The 17,876-nt window shown below is 69.8% G+C and carries 15 protein-coding genes; 2 read left to right on the top strand and 13 right to left on the bottom strand.

Annotated elements, in window-relative coordinates; genetic code table 11:
- Positions 1-11 precede the first annotated feature (11 nt).
- The 3 genes from nadD to AB0P24_RS31925 all read right to left on the bottom strand — a co-directional run bounded on the left by nadD (position 12) and on the right by AB0P24_RS31925 (position 1,211).
- Positions 12-704 carry a nicotinate-nucleotide adenylyltransferase gene (gene nadD, locus AB0P24_RS31935; RefSeq protein ID WP_234539478.1) on the bottom strand — a complete coding sequence of 231 codons (693 nt, stop codon included), beginning with the start codon at positions 702-704 and terminating at the stop codon, positions 12-14.
- Positions 705-773: 69 nt separating this feature from the next.
- Positions 774-929: a hypothetical protein gene (locus AB0P24_RS31930; RefSeq protein WP_365800205.1), complete on the bottom strand. Its 156-nt coding sequence runs from the start codon at positions 927-929 to the stop codon at positions 774-776.
- Positions 930-1,049: 120 nt separating this feature from the next.
- The gene (locus tag AB0P24_RS31925; RefSeq protein WP_181801631.1) at positions 1,050-1,211 is read right to left on the bottom strand and encodes a hypothetical protein; all 162 of its coding nucleotides are present in this window, start codon (positions 1,209-1,211) and stop codon (positions 1,050-1,052) included.
- A gap of 100 nt (positions 1,212-1,311) precedes the next feature.
- Between AB0P24_RS31925 and AB0P24_RS31920 the strand changes: the two genes are divergently transcribed.
- On the top strand, positions 1,312-2,427 hold the full coding sequence (locus AB0P24_RS31920) for a M48 family metallopeptidase (RefSeq protein ID WP_365800103.1): 1,116 nt from the start codon (positions 1,312-1,314) through the stop codon (positions 2,425-2,427).
- Between the two features lie 3 nt (positions 2,428-2,430).
- On the opposite strand, the gene AB0P24_RS31915 is transcribed toward AB0P24_RS31920, so the two are convergent.
- The 5 genes from AB0P24_RS31915 to proB form a co-directional block, all read right to left on the bottom strand.
- Positions 2,431-3,501: a hypothetical protein gene (locus AB0P24_RS31915; protein WP_365800101.1), complete on the bottom strand. Its 1,071-nt coding sequence runs from the start codon at positions 3,499-3,501 to the stop codon at positions 2,431-2,433.
- Between the two features lie 100 nt (positions 3,502-3,601).
- Positions 3,602-4,186: a hypothetical protein gene (locus tag AB0P24_RS31910; RefSeq protein ID WP_365800099.1), complete on the bottom strand. Its 585-nt coding sequence runs from the start codon at positions 4,184-4,186 to the stop codon at positions 3,602-3,604.
- 236 nt (positions 4,187-4,422) lie between these two features.
- Positions 4,423-5,709 carry a glutamate-5-semialdehyde dehydrogenase gene (locus AB0P24_RS31905; protein WP_365800097.1) on the bottom strand — a complete coding sequence of 429 codons (1,287 nt, stop codon included), beginning with the start codon at positions 5,707-5,709 and terminating at the stop codon, positions 4,423-4,425.
- A gap of 99 nt (positions 5,710-5,808) precedes the next feature.
- Positions 5,809-6,237, bottom strand: a complete 429-nt coding sequence (locus AB0P24_RS31900) for a hypothetical protein (RefSeq protein ID WP_181801626.1) — start codon at positions 6,235-6,237, stop codon at positions 5,809-5,811.
- A gap of 124 nt (positions 6,238-6,361) precedes the next feature.
- Positions 6,362-7,489: a glutamate 5-kinase gene (gene proB / locus AB0P24_RS31895; protein WP_365800095.1), complete on the bottom strand. Its 1,128-nt coding sequence runs from the start codon at positions 7,487-7,489 to the stop codon at positions 6,362-6,364.
- Positions 7,490-7,745: 256 nt separating this feature from the next.
- Here proB and AB0P24_RS31890 point away from each other — a divergent pair, with 256 nt between their 5' ends.
- Complete coding sequence (locus AB0P24_RS31890) at positions 7,746-9,140, top strand: polysaccharide pyruvyl transferase family protein (protein ID WP_365800093.1); 1,395 nt, start codon at positions 7,746-7,748, stop codon at positions 9,138-9,140.
- A 13-nt stretch (positions 9,141-9,153) separates the two neighbouring features.
- Here the strand turns inward: AB0P24_RS31890 and AB0P24_RS31885 are convergent, their stop codons facing one another.
- The 5 genes from AB0P24_RS31885 to AB0P24_RS31865 form a co-directional block, all read right to left on the bottom strand.
- Entirely contained in the window at positions 9,154-10,314 is a 1,161-nt protein-coding gene (locus tag AB0P24_RS31885) for a glycosyltransferase family 2 protein (protein ID WP_365800199.1), read from the bottom strand.
- Between the two features lie 393 nt (positions 10,315-10,707).
- Positions 10,708-12,822 (bottom strand): hypothetical protein, encoded by a 2,115-nt coding sequence (locus AB0P24_RS31880; RefSeq protein WP_365800091.1) that lies wholly within the window; start codon positions 12,820-12,822, stop codon positions 10,708-10,710.
- A gap of 153 nt (positions 12,823-12,975) precedes the next feature.
- Positions 12,976-14,475 carry a bifunctional cytidylyltransferase/SDR family oxidoreductase gene (locus tag AB0P24_RS31875; RefSeq protein ID WP_365800089.1) on the bottom strand — a complete coding sequence of 500 codons (1,500 nt, stop codon included), beginning with the start codon at positions 14,473-14,475 and terminating at the stop codon, positions 12,976-12,978.
- Between the two features lie 299 nt (positions 14,476-14,774).
- On the bottom strand, positions 14,775-16,004 hold the full coding sequence (locus tag AB0P24_RS31870; protein WP_365800087.1) for a hypothetical protein: 1,230 nt from the start codon (positions 16,002-16,004) through the stop codon (positions 14,775-14,777).
- A gap of 114 nt (positions 16,005-16,118) precedes the next feature.
- Positions 16,119-17,669, bottom strand: a complete 1,551-nt coding sequence (locus tag AB0P24_RS31865) for an alkaline phosphatase D family protein (RefSeq protein WP_365800085.1) — start codon at positions 17,667-17,669, stop codon at positions 16,119-16,121.
- Positions 17,670-17,876 lie beyond the last annotated feature (207 nt).

The raw sequence follows: 17,876 nt of genomic DNA, 5'->3' as shown, positions 1-17,876 counted from the left end.
CCCCTCTCGGTTCACTCGCCGCGGTACAGCTCGCGCTTGTCGATGTAGCGCACGACTCCGTCGGGCACCATGTACCAGATGGGGTCGCCCTTGGCGACTCTCGCACGGCAGTCTGTGGAGGAGATGGCGAGCGCGGGAACCTCCACCAGCGAGACGCCGCCCTCGGGGAGACCGCGGTCGGTCAGATGGTGGCCGGGCCGGGTGCAGCCGATGAAGTGGGCCAGGGAGAAGAGTTCCTCCGAGTCCCGCCAGGTGAGGATCTGGCCGAGCGCGTCGGCACCGGTGATGAAGTACAGGTCGGTGTCGGGGTTGAGCGCCCGCAGGTCGCGCAGGGTGTCGACGGTGTAGGTGGGGCCGCCGCGGTCGATGTCGATGCGGCTGACGGAGAACTGCGGGTTCTCCGCGGTCGCGATGACCGTCATCAGGTAGCGGTCCTCGGCCGGCGAGACGGCGCGGGCGGTCTTCTGCCACGGCTGCCCGGTGGGCACGAACACCACCTCGTCGAGGTGGAACTGCGCGGCGACCTCGCTGGCCGCCACGAGGTGACCGTGGTGGATCGGGTCGAACGTTCCGCCCATGACGCCGAGGCGGCGTTTGCCGGTGTGCGCGGGGCCCGCCGGCGTGTACCGCGGGGTCGTCACCGTGTGGCCGGCGTAGTCGGCTTCATCATGCACCGGACCGGTAGGCATGTCCTGCTCTCCCATGCGTGCAGACCCTACCGGCCCGGCCCGTGGGCCCCGCCCGGAGGACCGGTGCCGGGCTCGGCGTCCGGCTCAGCGGTCGCGGTTGAAGCGGGTGGTGATCCACAGCAGGAGCAGCAGGATGACGAGGGCGCCGCCGCCGGTGACGGCCGGGTTGAGGCTGTTGTGGTTGCCGCCCTCGGCGGCGAGGGTGACCGACTGGGCAGCGGCGCTGTGAAGATTCATCATCTGCGGCAGGACCTATCGCGTGTGGGCGGGATAAAGATGTCGGCCCATCGTATGCGGGCGGCTCGGCGTCGATCACGCCGACTCCTCCGTTGGACCGACGTCCGGAACGATCCCGGCGGCTCAGTCGTCCTTCTGTTTGTACCCGCGCAGCAGGAACCAGGCAGTCAGTGCGCAGCCGACGAACATGACGACGAGGACGACCCGGAGCAGATCGCCCGAGCCCTGGTGCTGGGCGGCGCTCGCGGCCTGGTCGAGCCAGGCGGCCCGGGGGTGGTGCTCCATGAGGACTCCTTCGGCTGTACTGCCCGTCCACGGTATCGCCGCCTAGGCTGGGCCCTGCTTCGGGGGCACACAGTGGACACTCACGCACCTGGGGGATGACATGTCCGACGACGGCCACGAGCAGAACGGGCACGAGCGCGTGCCGAGCAGGCAGCGCAGGCGGTTCCCGGGGATCTCCTCGCGTGCGTACGAGCATCCGGCGGACCGTTCGGCGCTGGTGGCGCTGCGCAAGCTCAGCGGCTTCGACGCGGTGTTCAAGGCGCTCAGCGGGCTCCTTCCGGAGCGGAGTCTCAGGCTGCTGTTCCTGTCCGACTCGGTCCGGGTGTCCGACCAGCAGTTCGCACACCTGAACGACATGCTGCGGGACGCCTGTTACATCCTGGACCTGGAGAAGGTCCCGCCGATGTACGTGACGCAGGATCCGCAGCCGAACGCGATGTGCATCGGCCTGGACGAGCCGATCATCGTGGTGACCACGGGACTGGTGGAGCTCCTCGACGAGGAGGAGATGCGCGCGGTCGTCGGCCACGAGGTGGGGCACGCCCTGTCCGGGCACTCGGTGTACCGGACGATCCTGCTGTTCCTGACCAGTCTCGCCCTCAAGGTCGCCTGGATACCGCTGGGGAATCTGGCGATCCTGGCGATCGTGACGGCCCTGCGGGAGTGGTTCCGCAAGTCGGAGCTGTCCGCCGACCGGGCCGGTCTGCTGGTGGGCCAGGACGTGCGGGCCTCGATGCGCGGGCTGATGAAGATTGCGGGCGGCAATCACCTGCACGAGATGAACGTGGACGCGTTCCTGCAGCAGGCCGAGGAGTACGAGGCGGGCGGTGACCTGCGCGACTCGGTGCTGAAGATCCTCAACGTACTGCCGCGCTCGCACCCCTTCACCACGGTCCGCGCGGCCGAGCTGAAGAAGTGGGCCGAGTCCCGTGACCACCAGCGGATCATGGACGGTCACTACCCGCGGCGCACCGAGGACAAGGACACCTCGGTCAGCGATTCGTTCAAGGAGTCCGCGGCGAGTTACGCCGGCGATGTGAAGAGCTCCAAGGACCCGCTGATGAAGCTGGTCACGGACATCGCGGGCGGGGCGGGCGGACTGGGCGGCCGGGTCAGGCGCGGCTTCGAGGGGTTCACGAGCGCGCCGCCGCCGAAGGACGCGCCGCCGCAGGACGCGCCGCCGCAGGACACTCCCCCGCGGGACGGCGAGGAGTAGCTGTCAGACCTTCGGCTCGGCCGCCGCGGCCAGTGTCCCGCACAGGGCGGTGGCGCTGTCCGTGGCGAACGGGTCCGTGCCCGCCGGGCCGCCCGCCTTGGCCGTCTGGCCGGCCAGCAGGGGGTGCAGGTGGTCGGCGGCGTCCTCCGCGCAGGACAGCGGGCCCGCCTGGACGTAGGAGACGACCAGCTGGGTCTGGTGCAGGCGCAGGTCGTCGCGGTCGAAGCGGAAGGTCAGCTCGCGGCGGACGGTGAACAGGGAGACCTCGGCGCCGGCCGGGGCTCCGGTGGGCCGCAGCGCGTAGACGAAGGTGTGGTCGGCGGTGACCTCCAGGGTGGCCGGGTCGGTCTCGGCGGCCGTCAGGTTGCCCTGGACGCGGATCTTCGGGTCGGCGAGTTCGGCGCGGGTGGGGTCGAAGCGGACCAGCCACCCGGTGAGGGCGTGCCGGCCGTCCGCCGTGGGGTGGTCGACGCTCTGGTCGAACTGGTCGAGCTGACCGGGGTCGAGCAGCGCCCGCGTGGGCCGCACCTCGCTGCTGTCGAGGACCTCGGGGTAGAGCGAGGAGCGGACGAGGTAGTCCTTGACCGTGGTCAGTGCGGTGACCACCTGGCTGTCGGAGAAGTGCGCGGTGCTCCGCGCGGCCGGCAGCGGTATCCCCTCGGCGCCGACCTCGTACTGCGCGGCGGGGCTGTGCGCGAACAGGGTCTCGGCGTCGGCGGCGCCGGGCACCGCGCCCTGCGGGGAGAGCGGGATGACGGTCATCCGCAGCGGTTCGACGGGCTGCTGGGCTTCGTCGGTGCCGTAGGGGTGGCGTACGCCCATGTAGATCGCGGTGCCGAAGGCGACCAGGATCAGCACGACGAGGACCAGGGCCTGACGGGTGAGGCCCCGGCGCAGGGGCGGGCGCCGGCGTACAGCCGGCGCGTGGTCGGTCATGCGTTCGCGCGCGGAGGACTCCTGGAGGCGGGCAGCCCGAACGAACGATTCGTCGAAGACGACGGATCGGTACTCGTCCTCACCACCCACGGGGCCGCCCTCGGGTGTCCCCTCGGGTGGGTCTCCTGGCCCGCCCATACTTTCAGAGTAGGTCTCGGGAGCCTCAGGTAAACGCCCTGCTACACGACAACTTCTGACAGGTTCTCACCACGACTGCCACCAGGGCGGCCGCGGCCGGTCAGGGGGTGCGCGGGAGCGCGGAGGCCGCCGCCTTGGCGGGCTGGGAGTAGTCGGCGGACACCGAGGGCACCGCCGCGGTGCCCTGTTCCTGGCCGGTGGAGGGGGGCCTGGGCACCTGGTCGCGGCTGCCGCCCGAGGAGGCGCCGCGGTAGACCGCGGCGAAGGCGAGGGCGACCATGCCGACGCCCATGACGACGGCGAGCACCCAGGCGACGGGGCGGTGCCAGCGGACGTGTTTGCCGTACGTCCCGGCGGTGCCGTATCCGTCTTCGAGTACGTCGGCGTCGTCCAGGTCGTCGAGTTCGCCGGCGTGCCCGAAATCGGGGCTGTCGGGGCCGTAGCCGTCGTCGTAGCGCTCGCCTCTGGCGTGGGCGCGGCGGGCCTCGGCCTCGGAGGCCTCGGCTCTGGCCTGGGCGGCGGCAAGGAGGCGTTCGACGGCGGTCGGCTCGTGGACCACGGCCGCCTTCACGAAGGCCTCGTCGAAGACCACGGTGTCGAATTCTTCGTCCGACATCCCGTGGTCATGGTCGTCGTCGGGGTCCCAGCCGTCGGGAAACGGCGTGCCCCCCACGTCCTCCGGCACGGATCCAGAGTAGACCTGGGGGATCAATTTGGGCAGACGGTATGGAAATTCATGGGCCCGGTGAGACGCCTCTCACGCCGGTCCCGGGGCCCGCACGCCCTTCCGCGCGCCCTACGGCGTGCGTACCCGCCCTGCGCGCGCCCTGCGGCGTGCGTACGGCCTTCCGCGCGCCCGCACGCGACGGGGCGCCGCCGTCCGGGTTCACGGCAGGGCAGCGCCGTCCGGGTGCACGGGCGTCAGCGGCGGATGTGGCCGTCGCCGGTGACGATGTACTTGGTGCTGGTCAGCTCCGGCAGGCCCATGGGGCCGCGGGCGTGCAGCTTCTGCGTGGAGATGCCGATCTCGGCGCCGAAGCCGAACTGGCCGCCGTCGGTGAACCGGGTGGAGGCGTTCACGGCGACGGTGGTGGAGTCGACCAGCTGGGTGAAGCGGCGCGCGGCCTGCTGTGAGGTGGTGACGATGGCCTCGGTGTGCCCGGAGGTCCACAGCCGGATGTGCTCGACGGCCTTGTCGAGGGAGTCGACGACGGCGGCGGCGATGTCGTACGACAGGTACTCGGTCTCCCAGTCCTCCGGTACCGCCTCGACGACGGTCGCCTTGGAGTCCTTGGCGTAGGCCAGGACGCGTTCGTCGGCGTGCACGGTGACACCGGCCTCGGCCAGGGCGTCCAGGGCGCGCGGCAGGAACTCGGGGGCGATGTCCTGGTGGACGAGGAGGGTCTCGGCGGCGTTGCAGACGCTGACCCGCTGCGCCTTGGAGTTGATGAGGATGTCGACGGCCATGTCGATGTCGGCGTGGGCGTCGACGTAGACGTGGCAGTTGCCGGTGCCGGTCTCGATGACCGGGACCTTCGACTCCATGACGACGGTCTGGATGAGGGAGGCGCCGCCGCGCGGGATGAGGACGTCGACGAGGCCGCGGGCGCGCATCAGCTCGTGGACGGACTCGCGGCCCTCGCCGGGCACCAGCTGGATCGCGTCGGCGGGCAGCCCGGCGCCGCCGACGGCGTCGCGCAGGACCCTCACCAGCGCCGTGTTCGACTCGTAGGCGGAGGCGGAGCCGCGCAGCAGGACCGCGTTGCCGGACTTCAGGCAGAGGGCGGCGGCGTCGACGGTGACGTTCGGGCGGGCCTCGTAGATGATGCCGACGACGCCGAGCGGGACGCGGACCTGGCGCAGGTCGATGCCGTTGGGGAGGGTGGAGCCGCGGACGACCTCACCGACCGGGTCGGGCAGCTTCGCCACGTCGCGGACGTCGGAGGCGATGGCGCGGACCCGCTCGGGGGTGAGGGTGAGGCGGTCGATGATCGCCTCGCTGGTGCCGTTCTCGCGGGCCTTGGCGATGTCCTTGGCGTTGGCCTCGACGATCTCGCTCGTACGGACCTCCAGGGCGTCCGCGACGGCGAGCAGCGCGTCGTCCTTCATGGCACGCGGCAGCGGCGCGAGGTCGGCGGCGGCGGCCTTGGCACGGTAGGCGGCCTGGGTGACCGGGGACATGGCGTCGTACGGCGAGAGCGTGGTCATAAAGGAAGGGTAGTGCGCCCCGGCCGGCCGTTCACGCGTCATTCCACACCGCGAGACGTGGCCCAAAACGGGTGAATACCGGCCGGTGTCGGGGCGGTGTCAGAAGGGGTGGATGCCGACCGGTGTGGCGGGCGGCGGGCCGTGGCCCTCGGCGATCCGCTGGTGGTAGGTGGCGCGGTCGATGACCTCGAGGCCGACGATCTCCCAGGCCGGCAGACCGGCGGTCTGGCGGTGCTCGCCCCACAGGCGCAGGGCGACGGCGGCGGCGTCGTGGAGGTCGCGGGCCTCTTCCCAGTAGCGGATCTCGGCGTGGTCGCAGGCGTAGCGGCTGGTGAGGAGGAACGGGTGGTCGTGGGCCAGTTGTTCGAGTCCGCGGCGCAGTTCCGGCAGGGGGACCTCGGCACCGCACACGCTGAGGGTGACGTGCCACAGGCGTGGCAGGTCCTTCGGCTCCTCGTAGGTGTCCCCGGCCGCGACGCTCGTCAGAGCACCGCGGGAGGCCGCAGCCCCAGGGCGCACTCGTCTCACGACGGTCTCCTTCAGCTGTGCTCGTTGCGGAACGTGGTCCTGAGACAAAGTTGAGCAGGCCGAAAGGGTTCGTGTGGCGGTTTTACGGAACGTCCCCCACCGGGGTCCGTCGTTACGTCCCGTTTTACGGGTGCAGGATCACCAGGTCGTCCCTGTGTACGACCTCGCGTTCGTACGCGGCGCCCAGTTCCCGTGCCAGCTCCCTGGTCGAACGCCCGATCAGCTGGGGGATCTCCTTGGCGTCGAAGCTGACGAGCCCGCGGGCCACCGCGTGTCCGTCGGTGTCGCGGAGTTCGACCGCGTCGCCGGCGGCGAACTCGCCCTCCACGGCGGCGATCCCGGCGGGCAGCAGCGACTTGCGGCCCTCGACGACCGCGCGGACGGCGCCGTCGTCGAGGGTGAGCGAGCCCTGCGGGGTGGAGGCGTGCTGAAGCCACAGGAGGCGGTCTGCGGACCGTTTGCCGGTGGGGTGGAAGTAGGTGCCGGTGTCGGCGCCGGAGAGCGCGTCGGCGGCGTGCACGGCGCTCGTGAGGACCACCGGGATGCCCGCGGCGGCGGCGATCCTGGCGGCCTCGACCTTGGTGACCATCCCGCCGGTGCCGACGCCCGCCTTCCCGGCGCTGCCGATCTCGACGCCCGCGAGGTCCTCGGGATGCTTCACCTCCGCTATCCGCGAGGTGCCGGGTTTGCTGGGGTCACCGTCGTAGACGCCGTCGACGTCGGAGAGCAGGACCAGCAGGTCGGCGTGGACGAGGTGGGCGACGAGGGCGGCGAGGCGGTCGTTGTCGCCGAAGCGGATCTCGTCCGTGGCGACGGTGTCGTTCTCGTTGACGACCGGCAGCGCGCCCATCGCGAGCAGCTTGTCGAGGGTGCGGGAGGCATTGCGGTGGTGGGCGCGGCGGCTCATGTCGTCGGAGGTGAGCAGGACCTGTCCGACGCGGACGGCGTAGCGGGCGAAGGAGGCGGTGTAGCGGGCGACGAGCAGCCCCTGGCCGACACTCGCGGCGGCCTGCTGGCGGGCCAGGTCCCGGGGGCGGCGGCGCAGGCCGAGCGGGGCAAGTCCGGCGGCGATGGCACCGGAGGAGACGAGGACGATCTCCCTCTCTCCCCCGCTGCGGCTCTTGGCCAGGACGTCGACGAGCGCGTCGACCCGGTCGGCGTCCAGTCCGCCGGAGGCGGTGGTCAGCGAGGAGGAGCCCACCTTGACGACGATCCTGCGGGCCTCGCCGACAGCCTGCCTAGCCCTTGCCACGTCTTGTCCCCACTTCCTTGCGCGTGGCAGCAATCTACGCGAAGGGGACCGATGCCAGGCCCGGCCGTCCAGCCTCCGGACAGGCCCCGGCCCAGTGCCGGACCGGCGATCGACAGAAGATCGACCGCGACAGGCAGAACAGCGTGTGACGGTTCAGGCACGTGCCGTACTTGGCAAAAAGGTTGCGTTGACTGTCTATGGAAAACGAAACGAACTTAAAGTTAATTTGAAGTTTGTGTCATCTAAAGATCGCCGCATGAAGCGCATCCTCCTCAGGTCGGGGAAGAGCCCCTACGACGTCGTCACCCTCGAGGAGGCCCTGCACCGGGACGTCATCGCCACCAACTCGGGCAACCTGATCTTCAGCGATGCCGCCCACAAGATCCTTGAGGCGCCGGGCACCGAGGTCGTCTCGAACGGCATGCCCTCCGACGTCTCCGCCGCTGCACGCATCAACGAGGAGTACGACGCCTTCGTCGTTCCGCTCGCCAACGCCTTCCGGCCCTCCTTCGAGAGCGCGTTGAAGCGGATGACCCGGCTGATCTCGAAGCTGAGCATCCCGGTGGTCGTGCTCGGCGTCGGCGCGCAGACCGGGGTGAGCTACAACCCGGAACGGCTCAAGCGGATGGAGCCGACCGTGCGGGAGTTCTGCGCGGCCGTGCTGGAGCGCAGTGCGTCGATCGGCGTGCGGGGCGAGTTCACCGAGCAGTACCTGCGGAACATGGGCTTCAAGGATGTCGAGGTCATCGGCTGCCCTTCGCTGTTCATGTACGGGGAGCGGCTCACGGTGGACAAGAAGGCGCTGGAGCTGACGCCGCAGTCGCGGATCGCGATCAACGGCTCGCACAGCGCCGTACGCACGCAGGGCCTGGACCGGATCATCACGCGCACCCACGAGCGCTATCCGCATCTGCGTTTCGTCGGCCAGAACCTCAGTGACGCACGACAGTTGCACTGGCGGGACCTGTCGGATCCGAACGCCGCGGTGACCGGGATGCCGACACACCCGGACCATCCGATGTTCCGCGAGGACAAGGTGCGCGTCTACGTCGACCCGTTCACCTGGATCAACGATCTGCGCTCCTTCGACTTCTCCTTCGGTTCGCGTATCCACGGCAACATCGCGGCGCTGCTGGCCGGCACACCGGCCACCGTGCTGTGCGGTGACTCGCGGACGCTGGAACTGTGCCGTTACTTCGAGATCCCGCACCGGCGGCTGGACCAGGCGGTGAAGGACCCCGAGTCGGCGGACCCGGCGAAGCTGTACGCGGAGGCCGACTTCGGCGGACTGGTCGGCGGTCACCAGGAGCGTTTCGAACGGTTCACCGGGTTCCTCGACAGGAACGGGCTGGAGAACACCTTCACGCACGGCGACGGCGGCGCGGCCTTCGAGGAGCGGATGCGGACACTGGCGTTCCCGCCGGGAATCCGCCCCTGGAACGACGCGGACGTCGCCTCGCTCACCTCGCGGTTCGGCTGGCTGCACAGCCGTATCGACGAACTGTCACTGGACAACGCCCGGCTGGAGAAGGAGCTGGCGCGTGCCGGGGCCCGCGCCGCGAAGGCCGCCGCGCCGTCGGCCTCGGTCTACCGGCGCGCCCGGCGGGCCGTGGGCAGGCCGATCCGCCGGGCACTGGGGTCGGGCGGGTAGCCGCGCGGCCGGGTCAGGCGGCCGCCGCCTTCACGTCACGGGTCGGCAGCGACCGGCGCAGTTTGCGCAGCGCGCGCCGCAGGAAGGTGTTGGCGGCCTCCTCGCGGTAGCCCTGGACGGCGCGGGCCTCGCGGGGTTCGGCGAGGTAGATCCAGTCGGGGAGGCCGGCCGCCTTGGAACGGAAGTGCGGGTAGCCGAGGTAGACGCAGGTGCCGCGCTTCTCCAGGACCGGGGTGGGCTGCTTCTTGGCCTGTACGAACTCGACGACGTCCGGGAGGAGTTCGGTGCGCCGGACGGCGACCAGGTGCAGCTGGAGCCGCTCGTGGACCTTGAGGCGGCGGGCCACCTCGGGGTTCCAGTGAGCGTCCATCAGGGGTCTGGCGAGTTCCAGTTTGTGCTGCCGTACCTCGTCGGTGTCCTTGAGGAACTTGGGGCCGAACTGCGGGAGCAGCGTGACCTTGAACGGCCGGACCATGAGGTTGTCGCGCCGCGGCCCGGGCGGGACCATGTCGGCGATCAGGTTCATCAGAGCGCGCGCGGAGTCGAAGCGGAGGGTGTAGCTGCCGCTCTTGGTGACGTGTTTGCCGTCCTCGCGGCCGACGAGGTAGTAGCAGGGGTAGTCGGCGACCACGGAGACGCCGTCGGCGCGCAGGTAGGCCTCCATGGTGAACAGCGCGTCCTCGCCGGTCCACAGGGACTCGTCGAACCGCATGCCGTGCCGTTCCAGCAGGGCGCGGCGGAAGAGTTTCTGGGCGCTGAGCGCGAACTTGATGTTGGAGGAGAAGACGTCGGTCCGGCCGAGGGTCTTGCCCCACATCGACTGCGGTGCTTTGCGGTTGATCCCCTCGACCTTGCCGAGGACGACGTCGGTGCCGTTCTTGTCGGCCATGGCGACCATGCGTTCCAGTGCCTCGTCGCCGAGGCGGTCGTCGGCGTCCAGGAAGAACACGTAGCGGCCGGTCGCCTTGGCGAGGCCGACGTTGCGCGGGCCGCTGGGGCCGCCGGAGTTCTCCTGGCGGATGACGGTCACCGCCATGGCGGTGCGGGCCGCGAACTCCTCCAGGCACTCCCCCGTGCCGTCGGTGGAACCGTCGTCGACGGCGATGACCTCCACGCGGGCCGGGTCGAGGGTCTGGCGCTCCACGGAGGCCAGGCACTCGACCAGGTACGGCATCGCTTCGTACGCCCCGATGATCACGGTCACATCAGGCTGCGCAACGACGGTCACGTTTCCCCCTAGTCAATGGTGCGTTCCCCCTGCGTCACCTCGATCGCAACCTCTTAGATGACTGATCGACGCGACTGGTTGCCTTCGAGTACGCACTCAGTGGCCCAGCTCACATGACGAACGGACAGCCGGGTGGTGTACAGCGGGTTACGTCGGACAGTACGGGCGCGCGGTAAGAGCCGCTCAACCCGGACGGCGAAGCACGGGTAAGAAGAAGGCCGTGCATTGCTAAGCAGAGGTAAGAGAAAACTCCGGGGAAGCCAGAACGGGCTCGGTCCCGGGGGGGAATCCCCTTGGACCGAGCCCGTTCGCGGTCTTGGCGAGCGTCCGGCGCGGGTGTCAGCCGGCGGCCGCGCCCTCCGCCTCGCCGGCGGTCGTCCGCGGCTTTCCGCCGGGCAGCGCCTCGGCGAGTTCGGCCGCCTCGGGGTCACCGGCCGCGATCCGGGCCTCCTGGCCGAGGTTGCGGGTCTCGGCCTTCCGGGCGAGAGCCGCCACGGCGGCGTTGAACTGGTCGATGGAGGTCGGCTCGTCCGGCCCGAGCAGGTAGTGCTTGAGCTCCTCCCGGTCCGCCGCCAGCGGATCGGCCGACGGGTCGCGTACGGCGTCCAGCAGGCCGCCGAGTTCCTTGGCGCTGTTGGAGAGGATCACGGCGGCGCGCACGGCGGTGTTCGCCCGCTTGAACTCCTCCACGCCGACGCCTGCGGAGTCGGTCACGGCGTACGGCTTGCCGCTCGCGATGAAGTCGGAGACCACGCTGGAGATGTCGGAGACCATCGCGTCGGAGACGTTGAAGCAGTCGTACAGCCGGGGTTCGGCGCCGGTGACGACGGCGTGCTGGTACGACGGCAGGGCCTGCCAGTAGAAGTCGTTCCAGTCGGCGCGCAGCCGGGCGATCTCCTCGTGCTTCTTCAGGTCGACGACGTCGTCCCGGCTGGCCTCGGCCTCGTCGCGCTTGTCGTCGCCGGTGCCGACCAGTTCGGTCAGGCGGGTCTCGATACGGGTCAGCTCGGCCTTCGCCGCCGTCTGGGCGTCCGTGTCGGCGGTGAAGCGGGCATCGGCGGCCCGGGCGGCGGCGGCCTTCTGCACGAGGGCGGTGACGCGCCGGTGGGCGGCGCCGGCCTCGGCGCTGACGGTGCCGGTGAAGGGGTGCGGCTTGTACAGGACGCGGACCGGCGGGTCGGCCTTGACCAGCTTCTTCACGATGTTCTCGCCGGCGAGCACGAGGGAGGTGTTGCCGGGGTCGCCGTCCCAGCCCTCCCAGGTGGGCGCGTAGAGCACGGTGGGGATACGGCCGTCGGGGACGCCCTGCCACTTCTGGATGGGCGCGAGCTGGGGACGGCCGACCTCGACGATGTCGTCGTCGCGGACGCCGACGTCGGCGATGGCATAGCGGTCGCGGCCGGCGCGGCCCGCGGTCCACACCTCGTCGTACACCTTGCTGAAGGGGTTGACGCTGGCCAGCTTGTCGCTGTCGCCGTGGCCGATGAAGACGTGCTTCATCGTGGGGACGCGCAGCAGGTGGATGTTCTTGCCGACGTTGGCCGCGTAGAGGGCGACGCGGACCGTGGAGAGGTCCATGTTCATCAGGTGCACGCCGCCGGGCACGCAGATGACGGGGACGGTGGTGGGGGCGAGGCTCTGCAGGATGACCCGCTCGCGCAGCAGGATCAGCGGGCGGGACTCCAGCTGTTCCATGGTCTCCAGCCACATGTTGACCTGGTAGGCGGAGTCCTTGGATCCGGAGAAGTACAGCACGGTCCCGGGCCGGTACTCGGCCAGCCAGTCGTCGACGGCGGCCAGCACGGTGTCGGCGTCCGGCGGGGTCTTGCGGCCGCGCACGTACGGCGTCAGCACCAGGACGTACAGGGAGCCCAGGCCGAGGGTGATGCCGACCCCGATGAACCCGGCGACGGCGCTGTTGGTGGTCGCGGAGACCAGCAGGCCGACGACGGCCGCGAGGTCGAGGTGGAGCATCTTCTCGGCGGAGCGGTCGAGCAGACCGAGCGGCGGGGCGTCCGGGATGTGGATGCGGGACTTCAGGTCGACGTTGCGCGTGGCGACCGGCATCCGGCGGCGGTTGCGGATCAGGGTGACCACTGCGCCGTGCGGGGCCTGCAGGCCGTAGAAGGCGATGAAGCAGGCGATCGCGCCGTAGAAGATCAGGCCGTTCGAGAGGTCCATCCGGGCCAGCAGCAGGATCAGCAGCAGCTGCCGGATCAGGAAGCGGATCGACAGACCGGCCCGGACCTTGCTCAGGCGGTTGACGAGGTAGCTGCCCTTGCGGTGCAGGTAGTGGTCCGCAAGGTATGTGACGGCGGCCGCGGCCGCGAAGGCGTACACGCTCGGTACGAGTGCGGCGACCATGAGGACCGGGAAGCCCAGCATCATGAGTGCGGCCGCGGCCAGCTCGGCCGCGCTGCCCACCCGGGCGACGCGAATAGCGGTGGATATCACGGAGAACCTTTTGCTGACAAAAAGGCCGGAATTTGACCTTGCGGACGATCTGGCAGGTGCTCGATCTGGGTTTTTACGGCTTCAGGCCCCTGTGAATGATCCGCGAACGCGCAACCACAGAGGCCTGAATTACAGATGTCTAATGACTGTTGATTATGCCACGCCGTCCTGCCGGTCCAGGACACTGGCCAGGGCCTGCTCGAAGCCGGAGGCCTGGCCGGCGGCCGCCGTCGGGTCCTGCTGGCGGACGTCGATGACATGGCCGGTGAGCTCGGAGAGCAGCACGTCGAGAGAGGTGCGGGCGACGGCCTCGGAGGAGAGCAGGGAGCCCGCCGGCTCCTGGCCGAACGCCTTGGTGCGCATCGGGGTGGCGGTGCGCTCGGGGTTGATGCAGTTGACGCGGACGGCGTCGCCGGCCCACTCGTCGGACAGGGCCTGGGTGAGGTTCACCATGGCGGCCTTGGTGGAGGAGTAGAGGCTGTACTCGGCGCGGCCGCGGGTGTAGCTGCTGGAGGTGTAGAGCAGCAGCTGGCCCTTGGTCTCGGCGAGGTACTTGTAGCTGGAGCGGGCGATCTGCACCGGGGCCAGGTAGTTGACCTTCAGCGCCTCCTCGATGGTGGCGTTGTCGGTCTCGGCGAGCTTGCCGATGCGCAGCACGCCCGCGGTGTTGACGACGTAGTCGATGCGGCCGGTCTCGGCGTACGCCTTGGAGAGCGCGTCGTCGACCTCCTCCGGGTTCTCCACGTGGGTGCCGGTGGTGGAGCGGCCGAGGGCGTAGACGCTCGCGCCGTAGGACTCGGCGAGTTCGGCGATGTCCTTGCCGATGCCGTACGAGCCGCCGAAGATCACCACGGTCTTGCCGGTGAGGAGTGCGCGGTAGTCCTCCTCGCCGTTCTGCTCGGGGGCGGCGGTGGAGGCCAGCTGGAAGAGCTTGTCGGCGATGAAGACGTCGACGGGCTGGGTGACCTTCATGTTGTACTCGTCGCCGGCGACGACGTGGATCGGCACGTCCGGCAGGTACTTGAGGACGACGGAGCAGTCGTCGGTGGCCTGGAAGTTGGGGTCGCCGGCGGCGACCTCGTAGGCCCGCTTGATCGTGGACAGCTTGAACGCCTGGGGCGTCTGGCCGCGGCGCAGCCGGGAGCGGTCCGGGATCTCGGTGATGAACTCGCCGTCCTCGCCGTGGGTGCGGGTGACGATGATGGTGTCGGCGGAGGGGATGGCGACGTCGACGGCCTGGAAGCGCTCCAGTGCGGTCACGCAGTCGTCGATGACGCGCTGTGAGAGCAGGGGGCGTACGGCGTCGTGGAAGAGGACGTTGCGGTCCTCGCCCTCGGCCAGGCCCTCGCCGAGTGCCCGGATGGCGCGCTCGGTGGTCTCGTTCCGCGTGTTGCCGCCCTCGATGATCTTCTTGACCTTGGTGAGCCCGGCCTTGGCGACGATCTTCTCGACGTCCGCGACGTAGCCCGGTGCCATCAGCACGATGATGTCGTCGATCGAGCCGGCCTTCTCGAAGGTGGCCAAGGTGTGCTCGATGACGGCCTTGCCTGCGATCTTCAGCAGCTGCTTCGGTATCGACAGACCCACCCGCTGGCCGGTGCCACCGGCCAGGATCACTGCGGTGGTTCGGGGCTTGGCTATGTGCTGGGACACAGGTGACCTACCTTGGGGCATCAGGGAACCTGGAAATGGTCCCACTTCCGGTTACCGCTGTGCAAGGTGAGCGCCGTCCACTGCATATGTGCGCGCAACCTTTCATTCACCTTGCCTCGCTGGTGATGGGCGTCGCCCGTCGGACCACGGGAAGAGTTCCGTGAATTTGCTGTGAGTAACTGCACAGCGCATTTCGATTGCTGTGCGTGACGCAAGGCACGTCTCAGCGGCGCTACGCCGTGCTACGGGGACGGCTTAGGCGAGCTAAGCCGTCCACCCTTGCACGGCCTCCCGGCCCCTCACCGCTGACGCAGCTTCTTCAGACATCGGTGCCCCAGGACCCGTACGAGCTCCTTCGACGACGTCTGGTGCACGGTGCGCGCCTTGGCCTCGGCGGTGTGGCGTACCGGTGCCGCGGCCGCCGCGGCGAGCGCGCCGTAGAGCGCCTGGGCGGCGACCTCCGGGGCGATGCGGGCCTCGGCGGCGGGCGGTCCCGGCTGTGCGGGGATGGCGGGCAGGGCGTGGAGCAGGGCGGGGTCCCCGATGACGCGGACGCCCATGGTGTCGATGCGTTCCACCATCTCGGCGCCGATGCGGCCGGCGGCCTCGACGGCCCAGGCGGGTGTGGAGATCCTCACGTCGGCAGCGGTGGGGCTGCACGAGTTCTTCATATGCATCACGGCACCGTTGCGGACGAGCTTGGAATACAGCTCGTCGGGGAGTCCATTGCCGCGGAATTCCACGTTGAGCTTTCGCAGCATTTCGGTCTCGGCGAGGGTGAGGGAGCGGTTCGCCGTGTCCGGTACGGGCTGGAGGAGTTTTTCGGGGAGTCCGAGGAGGGCTTCGAAAGTGCGCATGAGGCCGTCGCGGTCCCGGTCGTCGACCACGACGACGGTGACCCGGTCGGCGCCGGCCGCGCGGACCCAGCGTTCGACGAGGCGGTCGTGCCGGTGCCGGTGCCAGAAGCTGGGGTTGGGCTTCTCGTAGGGGGCCTTGCGGAGCATGTGCTCCAGCCAGTCCTCGTAGCCCATGCGCAGTCCGTTCTGCACGTACTGCTGCCACTGCGAGGGCATGATCCTGGCGAGCGGACGGAGGGTGACGAGGACGTGGACGCGGTCGCCGCCGAGCTGTTCGACGATGCGGGCGACGGTCTCGTCGTCGGGGGCGTCGGCGAAGAACTCGCTGCTGATCACCGAGGTGCGCGGGCCGGTTGCCTCGACCCGCTTGAGCAGATTCGTCCAGTGCTTCTCGGTGGGCACGGCGTCGCCCATCATCGCAGGCCGGGCGCAGGCCGCGAGGGCGGCTTCCATCGGGTGCCGGGTGGTCGCAGGGAACTCCACGCCATGTTCGGGCAGCTTGTCCTTGGCGGCGAACAGGGCGCCCTGGATGGCCGTGGTACCCGTCTTGTGCGGGCCGATGTGCAGCAGGCGGGTGCCGGCGGGCAGGGCGGCAAGGGAACCGGTGCGGCTCGTGGGGCTTGGGGCGTCGTGGTTCACCGGGGCTTCGCCTCTCGTGCAGTCCGTCTCCATGGTTAACGGAAGGTAAGACGTTTACCTTAGGTTCACCTGAGAGGAGCCTGGGACACAGATGAGTCCCAGGCTCCCGTTACACGGACTTGACCTTTGACGTGCCCGGTTCGTACGTCACACGACCTGTACGCCCGGTTCGTCGGTCTCGACGCGCAGGGTGGCGAGGGTGCTCGCGGTGGCCTGGGGCTTGAGGACGGTGTCGACGACCCGCACGCGCGCGTCGATGCCGTCGCGACGGATGTCGAAGAGGTGGTAGCCGCGATGGGCGTCGATGACCTTCCAGTGCGGGTTGTCGGCCTTCAGCGGGTCCCACTGGGCGTGGAAGGCGGCCTGGTCCTGGTCGCCGTTGCTGGAGATCGAGGTGCCGACGAACTCGGTGCCGACGACGTCCGAGGAGGGATCCGCGAAGTCCTTCTTCAGGTCGCTGATCATGGTGAGGTGGCGGTCACCGCTGAGCACCACGGGGTTGCGGACGGAGGCGAACTCGTCGAGCAGGGCGTTGCGTTCGGCCTGGTAGCCGTCCCAGGCGTCGTAGTACCAGAGTTTTCCGTCTCCGGGCAGGATGTCGGTCTCGGCCATCATGATCTGCGAGGCGACCAGGTTCCAGCGCGCCGGTGAGCGGTGCAGTCCGTCGAGGAGCCACTGCTTCTGCCCGGCGCCGAGCATGGTGAGGGAGGAGTCCTCGGCGGCGGCCTGGCTGGTGACCTGGTCACTGCGGAACTGGCGGGTGTCGAGGACGTTCAGCCGGACGAGGCGGCCGAACTCCAGGCGGCGGTACATCTGGATGTGCGGCCCGTCGGGGATCGCGGTGGCGCGGACCGGCATGTGCTCGTAGTAGGCCTGGAAGGCTGCGGTGAGCCGGGCGACGAACGCGTCGTGGGACTGTTTGCCGGGGTCCTGGGGGATCTCGCCGGCCCAGTCGTTGTCGACCTCGTGGTCGTCGAAGGTGACCACCCAGGGCGCGTTCGCGTGCATGGCGGCGAGGTCGGGGTCGCTGCGGTACTGGGCGTAGCGGTTGCGGTACTGCGCCAGGGTGTACGGCTCCGCGGTGCCCTCGTGGCGGCGCGGGCCCGCGGAGGACGGGGTGGACTCGTAGATGTAGTCGCCGACGAAGAGGAGGACGTCGGGGTCCTGGGCGAGCATGTCGGCGTACGGGGTGAAGTAGCCGTGCTGCCAGTTCTGGCAGGAGGCGAGGGCCACGCGCAGCGAGCCGCCCCTGGCGTGCGGGTGGGGGGCGGTGCGGGTCCGGCCGGTCGGGGAGATCCGGCCGCCGGCGCGGAAGCGGTACCAGTAGGAGCGGTCGGGGCGCAGTCCTCGTACGTCCACGTGGACGCTGTGCCCGTACTCGGGCCGGGCGTGGGCGGTGCCGCGGCGGACGACCTTGCGGAGCCGCTCGTCCTCGGCGATCTCCCACTCGACGGGGACGGTCTCGCCGGGCATGCCGCCGCCGTTCAGGGGGTCGGGGGCGAGCCGGGTCCAGAGCACGATGCCGTCGGGCAGCGGGTCTCCCGAGGCGATACCGAGACTGAACACGTTGTCGGGCAGCGGGGTTTCGGCGGCCCGGGCGGTGGATGGCAGCCAGAGCTGGGCGGAGGCGGCGGCACCGAGGACGGCGGCACCGGCGGTCAGAAAGCGGCGTCGGTCGGGCGATGGTGCTCCGGTCATGCGCGGACTCCTCTGCCACAGGGGCCTCGTGAACGGTCTGACCTTGGGAAGCTCCCACGGCAGGTCGGTCCGTCCGCTGAACACAGACATGCGTGCACATGACAACTAGGCGTCGGCCGGCTGCTCCTCCGGCTCCTCCTGGGGCATCCCCGCCTCCTCGGTGCCGTTACCCGCGCCGGTCGCCGGCGGGCAGGTCCGGCCCAGCCA

It is taken from the genome of Streptomyces sp. NPDC086519 (assembly GCF_040686075.1).
Lineage (GTDB): Bacteria > Actinomycetota > Actinomycetes > Streptomycetales > Streptomycetaceae > Streptomyces > Streptomyces shenzhenensis.
This window is presented reverse-complemented; position numbering and strand designations above follow the sequence as displayed.

Coding starts and splice junctions, on each gene's coding strand:
- AB0P24_RS31870 (WP_365800087.1), bottom strand. CDS start 16,004: ATGGAGACGGACTGCACGAGAGGCGAAGCCCCGGTGAACCACGACGCC.
- AB0P24_RS31930 (WP_365800205.1), bottom strand. CDS start 929: ATGATGAATCTTCACAGCGCCGCTGCCCAGTCGGTCACCCTCGCCGCC.
- AB0P24_RS31905 (WP_365800097.1), bottom strand. CDS start 5,709: ATGACCACGCTCTCGCCGTACGACGCCATGTCCCCGGTCACCCAGGCC.
- AB0P24_RS31925 (WP_181801631.1), bottom strand. CDS start 1,211: ATGGAGCACCACCCCCGGGCCGCCTGGCTCGACCAGGCCGCGAGCGCC.
- nadD (WP_234539478.1), bottom strand. CDS start 704: ATGGGAGAGCAGGACATGCCTACCGGTCCGGTGCATGATGAAGCCGAC.
- AB0P24_RS31915 (WP_365800101.1), bottom strand. CDS start 3,501: ATGGGCGGGCCAGGAGACCCACCCGAGGGGACACCCGAGGGCGGCCCC.
- AB0P24_RS31885 (WP_365800199.1), bottom strand. CDS start 10,314: ATGCCGTACCTGGTCGAGTGCCTGGCCTCCGTGGAGCGCCAGACCCTC.
- AB0P24_RS31865 (WP_365800085.1), bottom strand. CDS start 17,669: ATGACCGGAGCACCATCGCCCGACCGACGCCGCTTTCTGACCGCCGGT.
- AB0P24_RS31920 (WP_365800103.1), top strand. CDS start 1,312: ATGTCCGACGACGGCCACGAGCAGAACGGGCACGAGCGCGTGCCGAGC.
- AB0P24_RS31890 (WP_365800093.1), top strand. CDS start 7,746: ATGAAGCGCATCCTCCTCAGGTCGGGGAAGAGCCCCTACGACGTCGTC.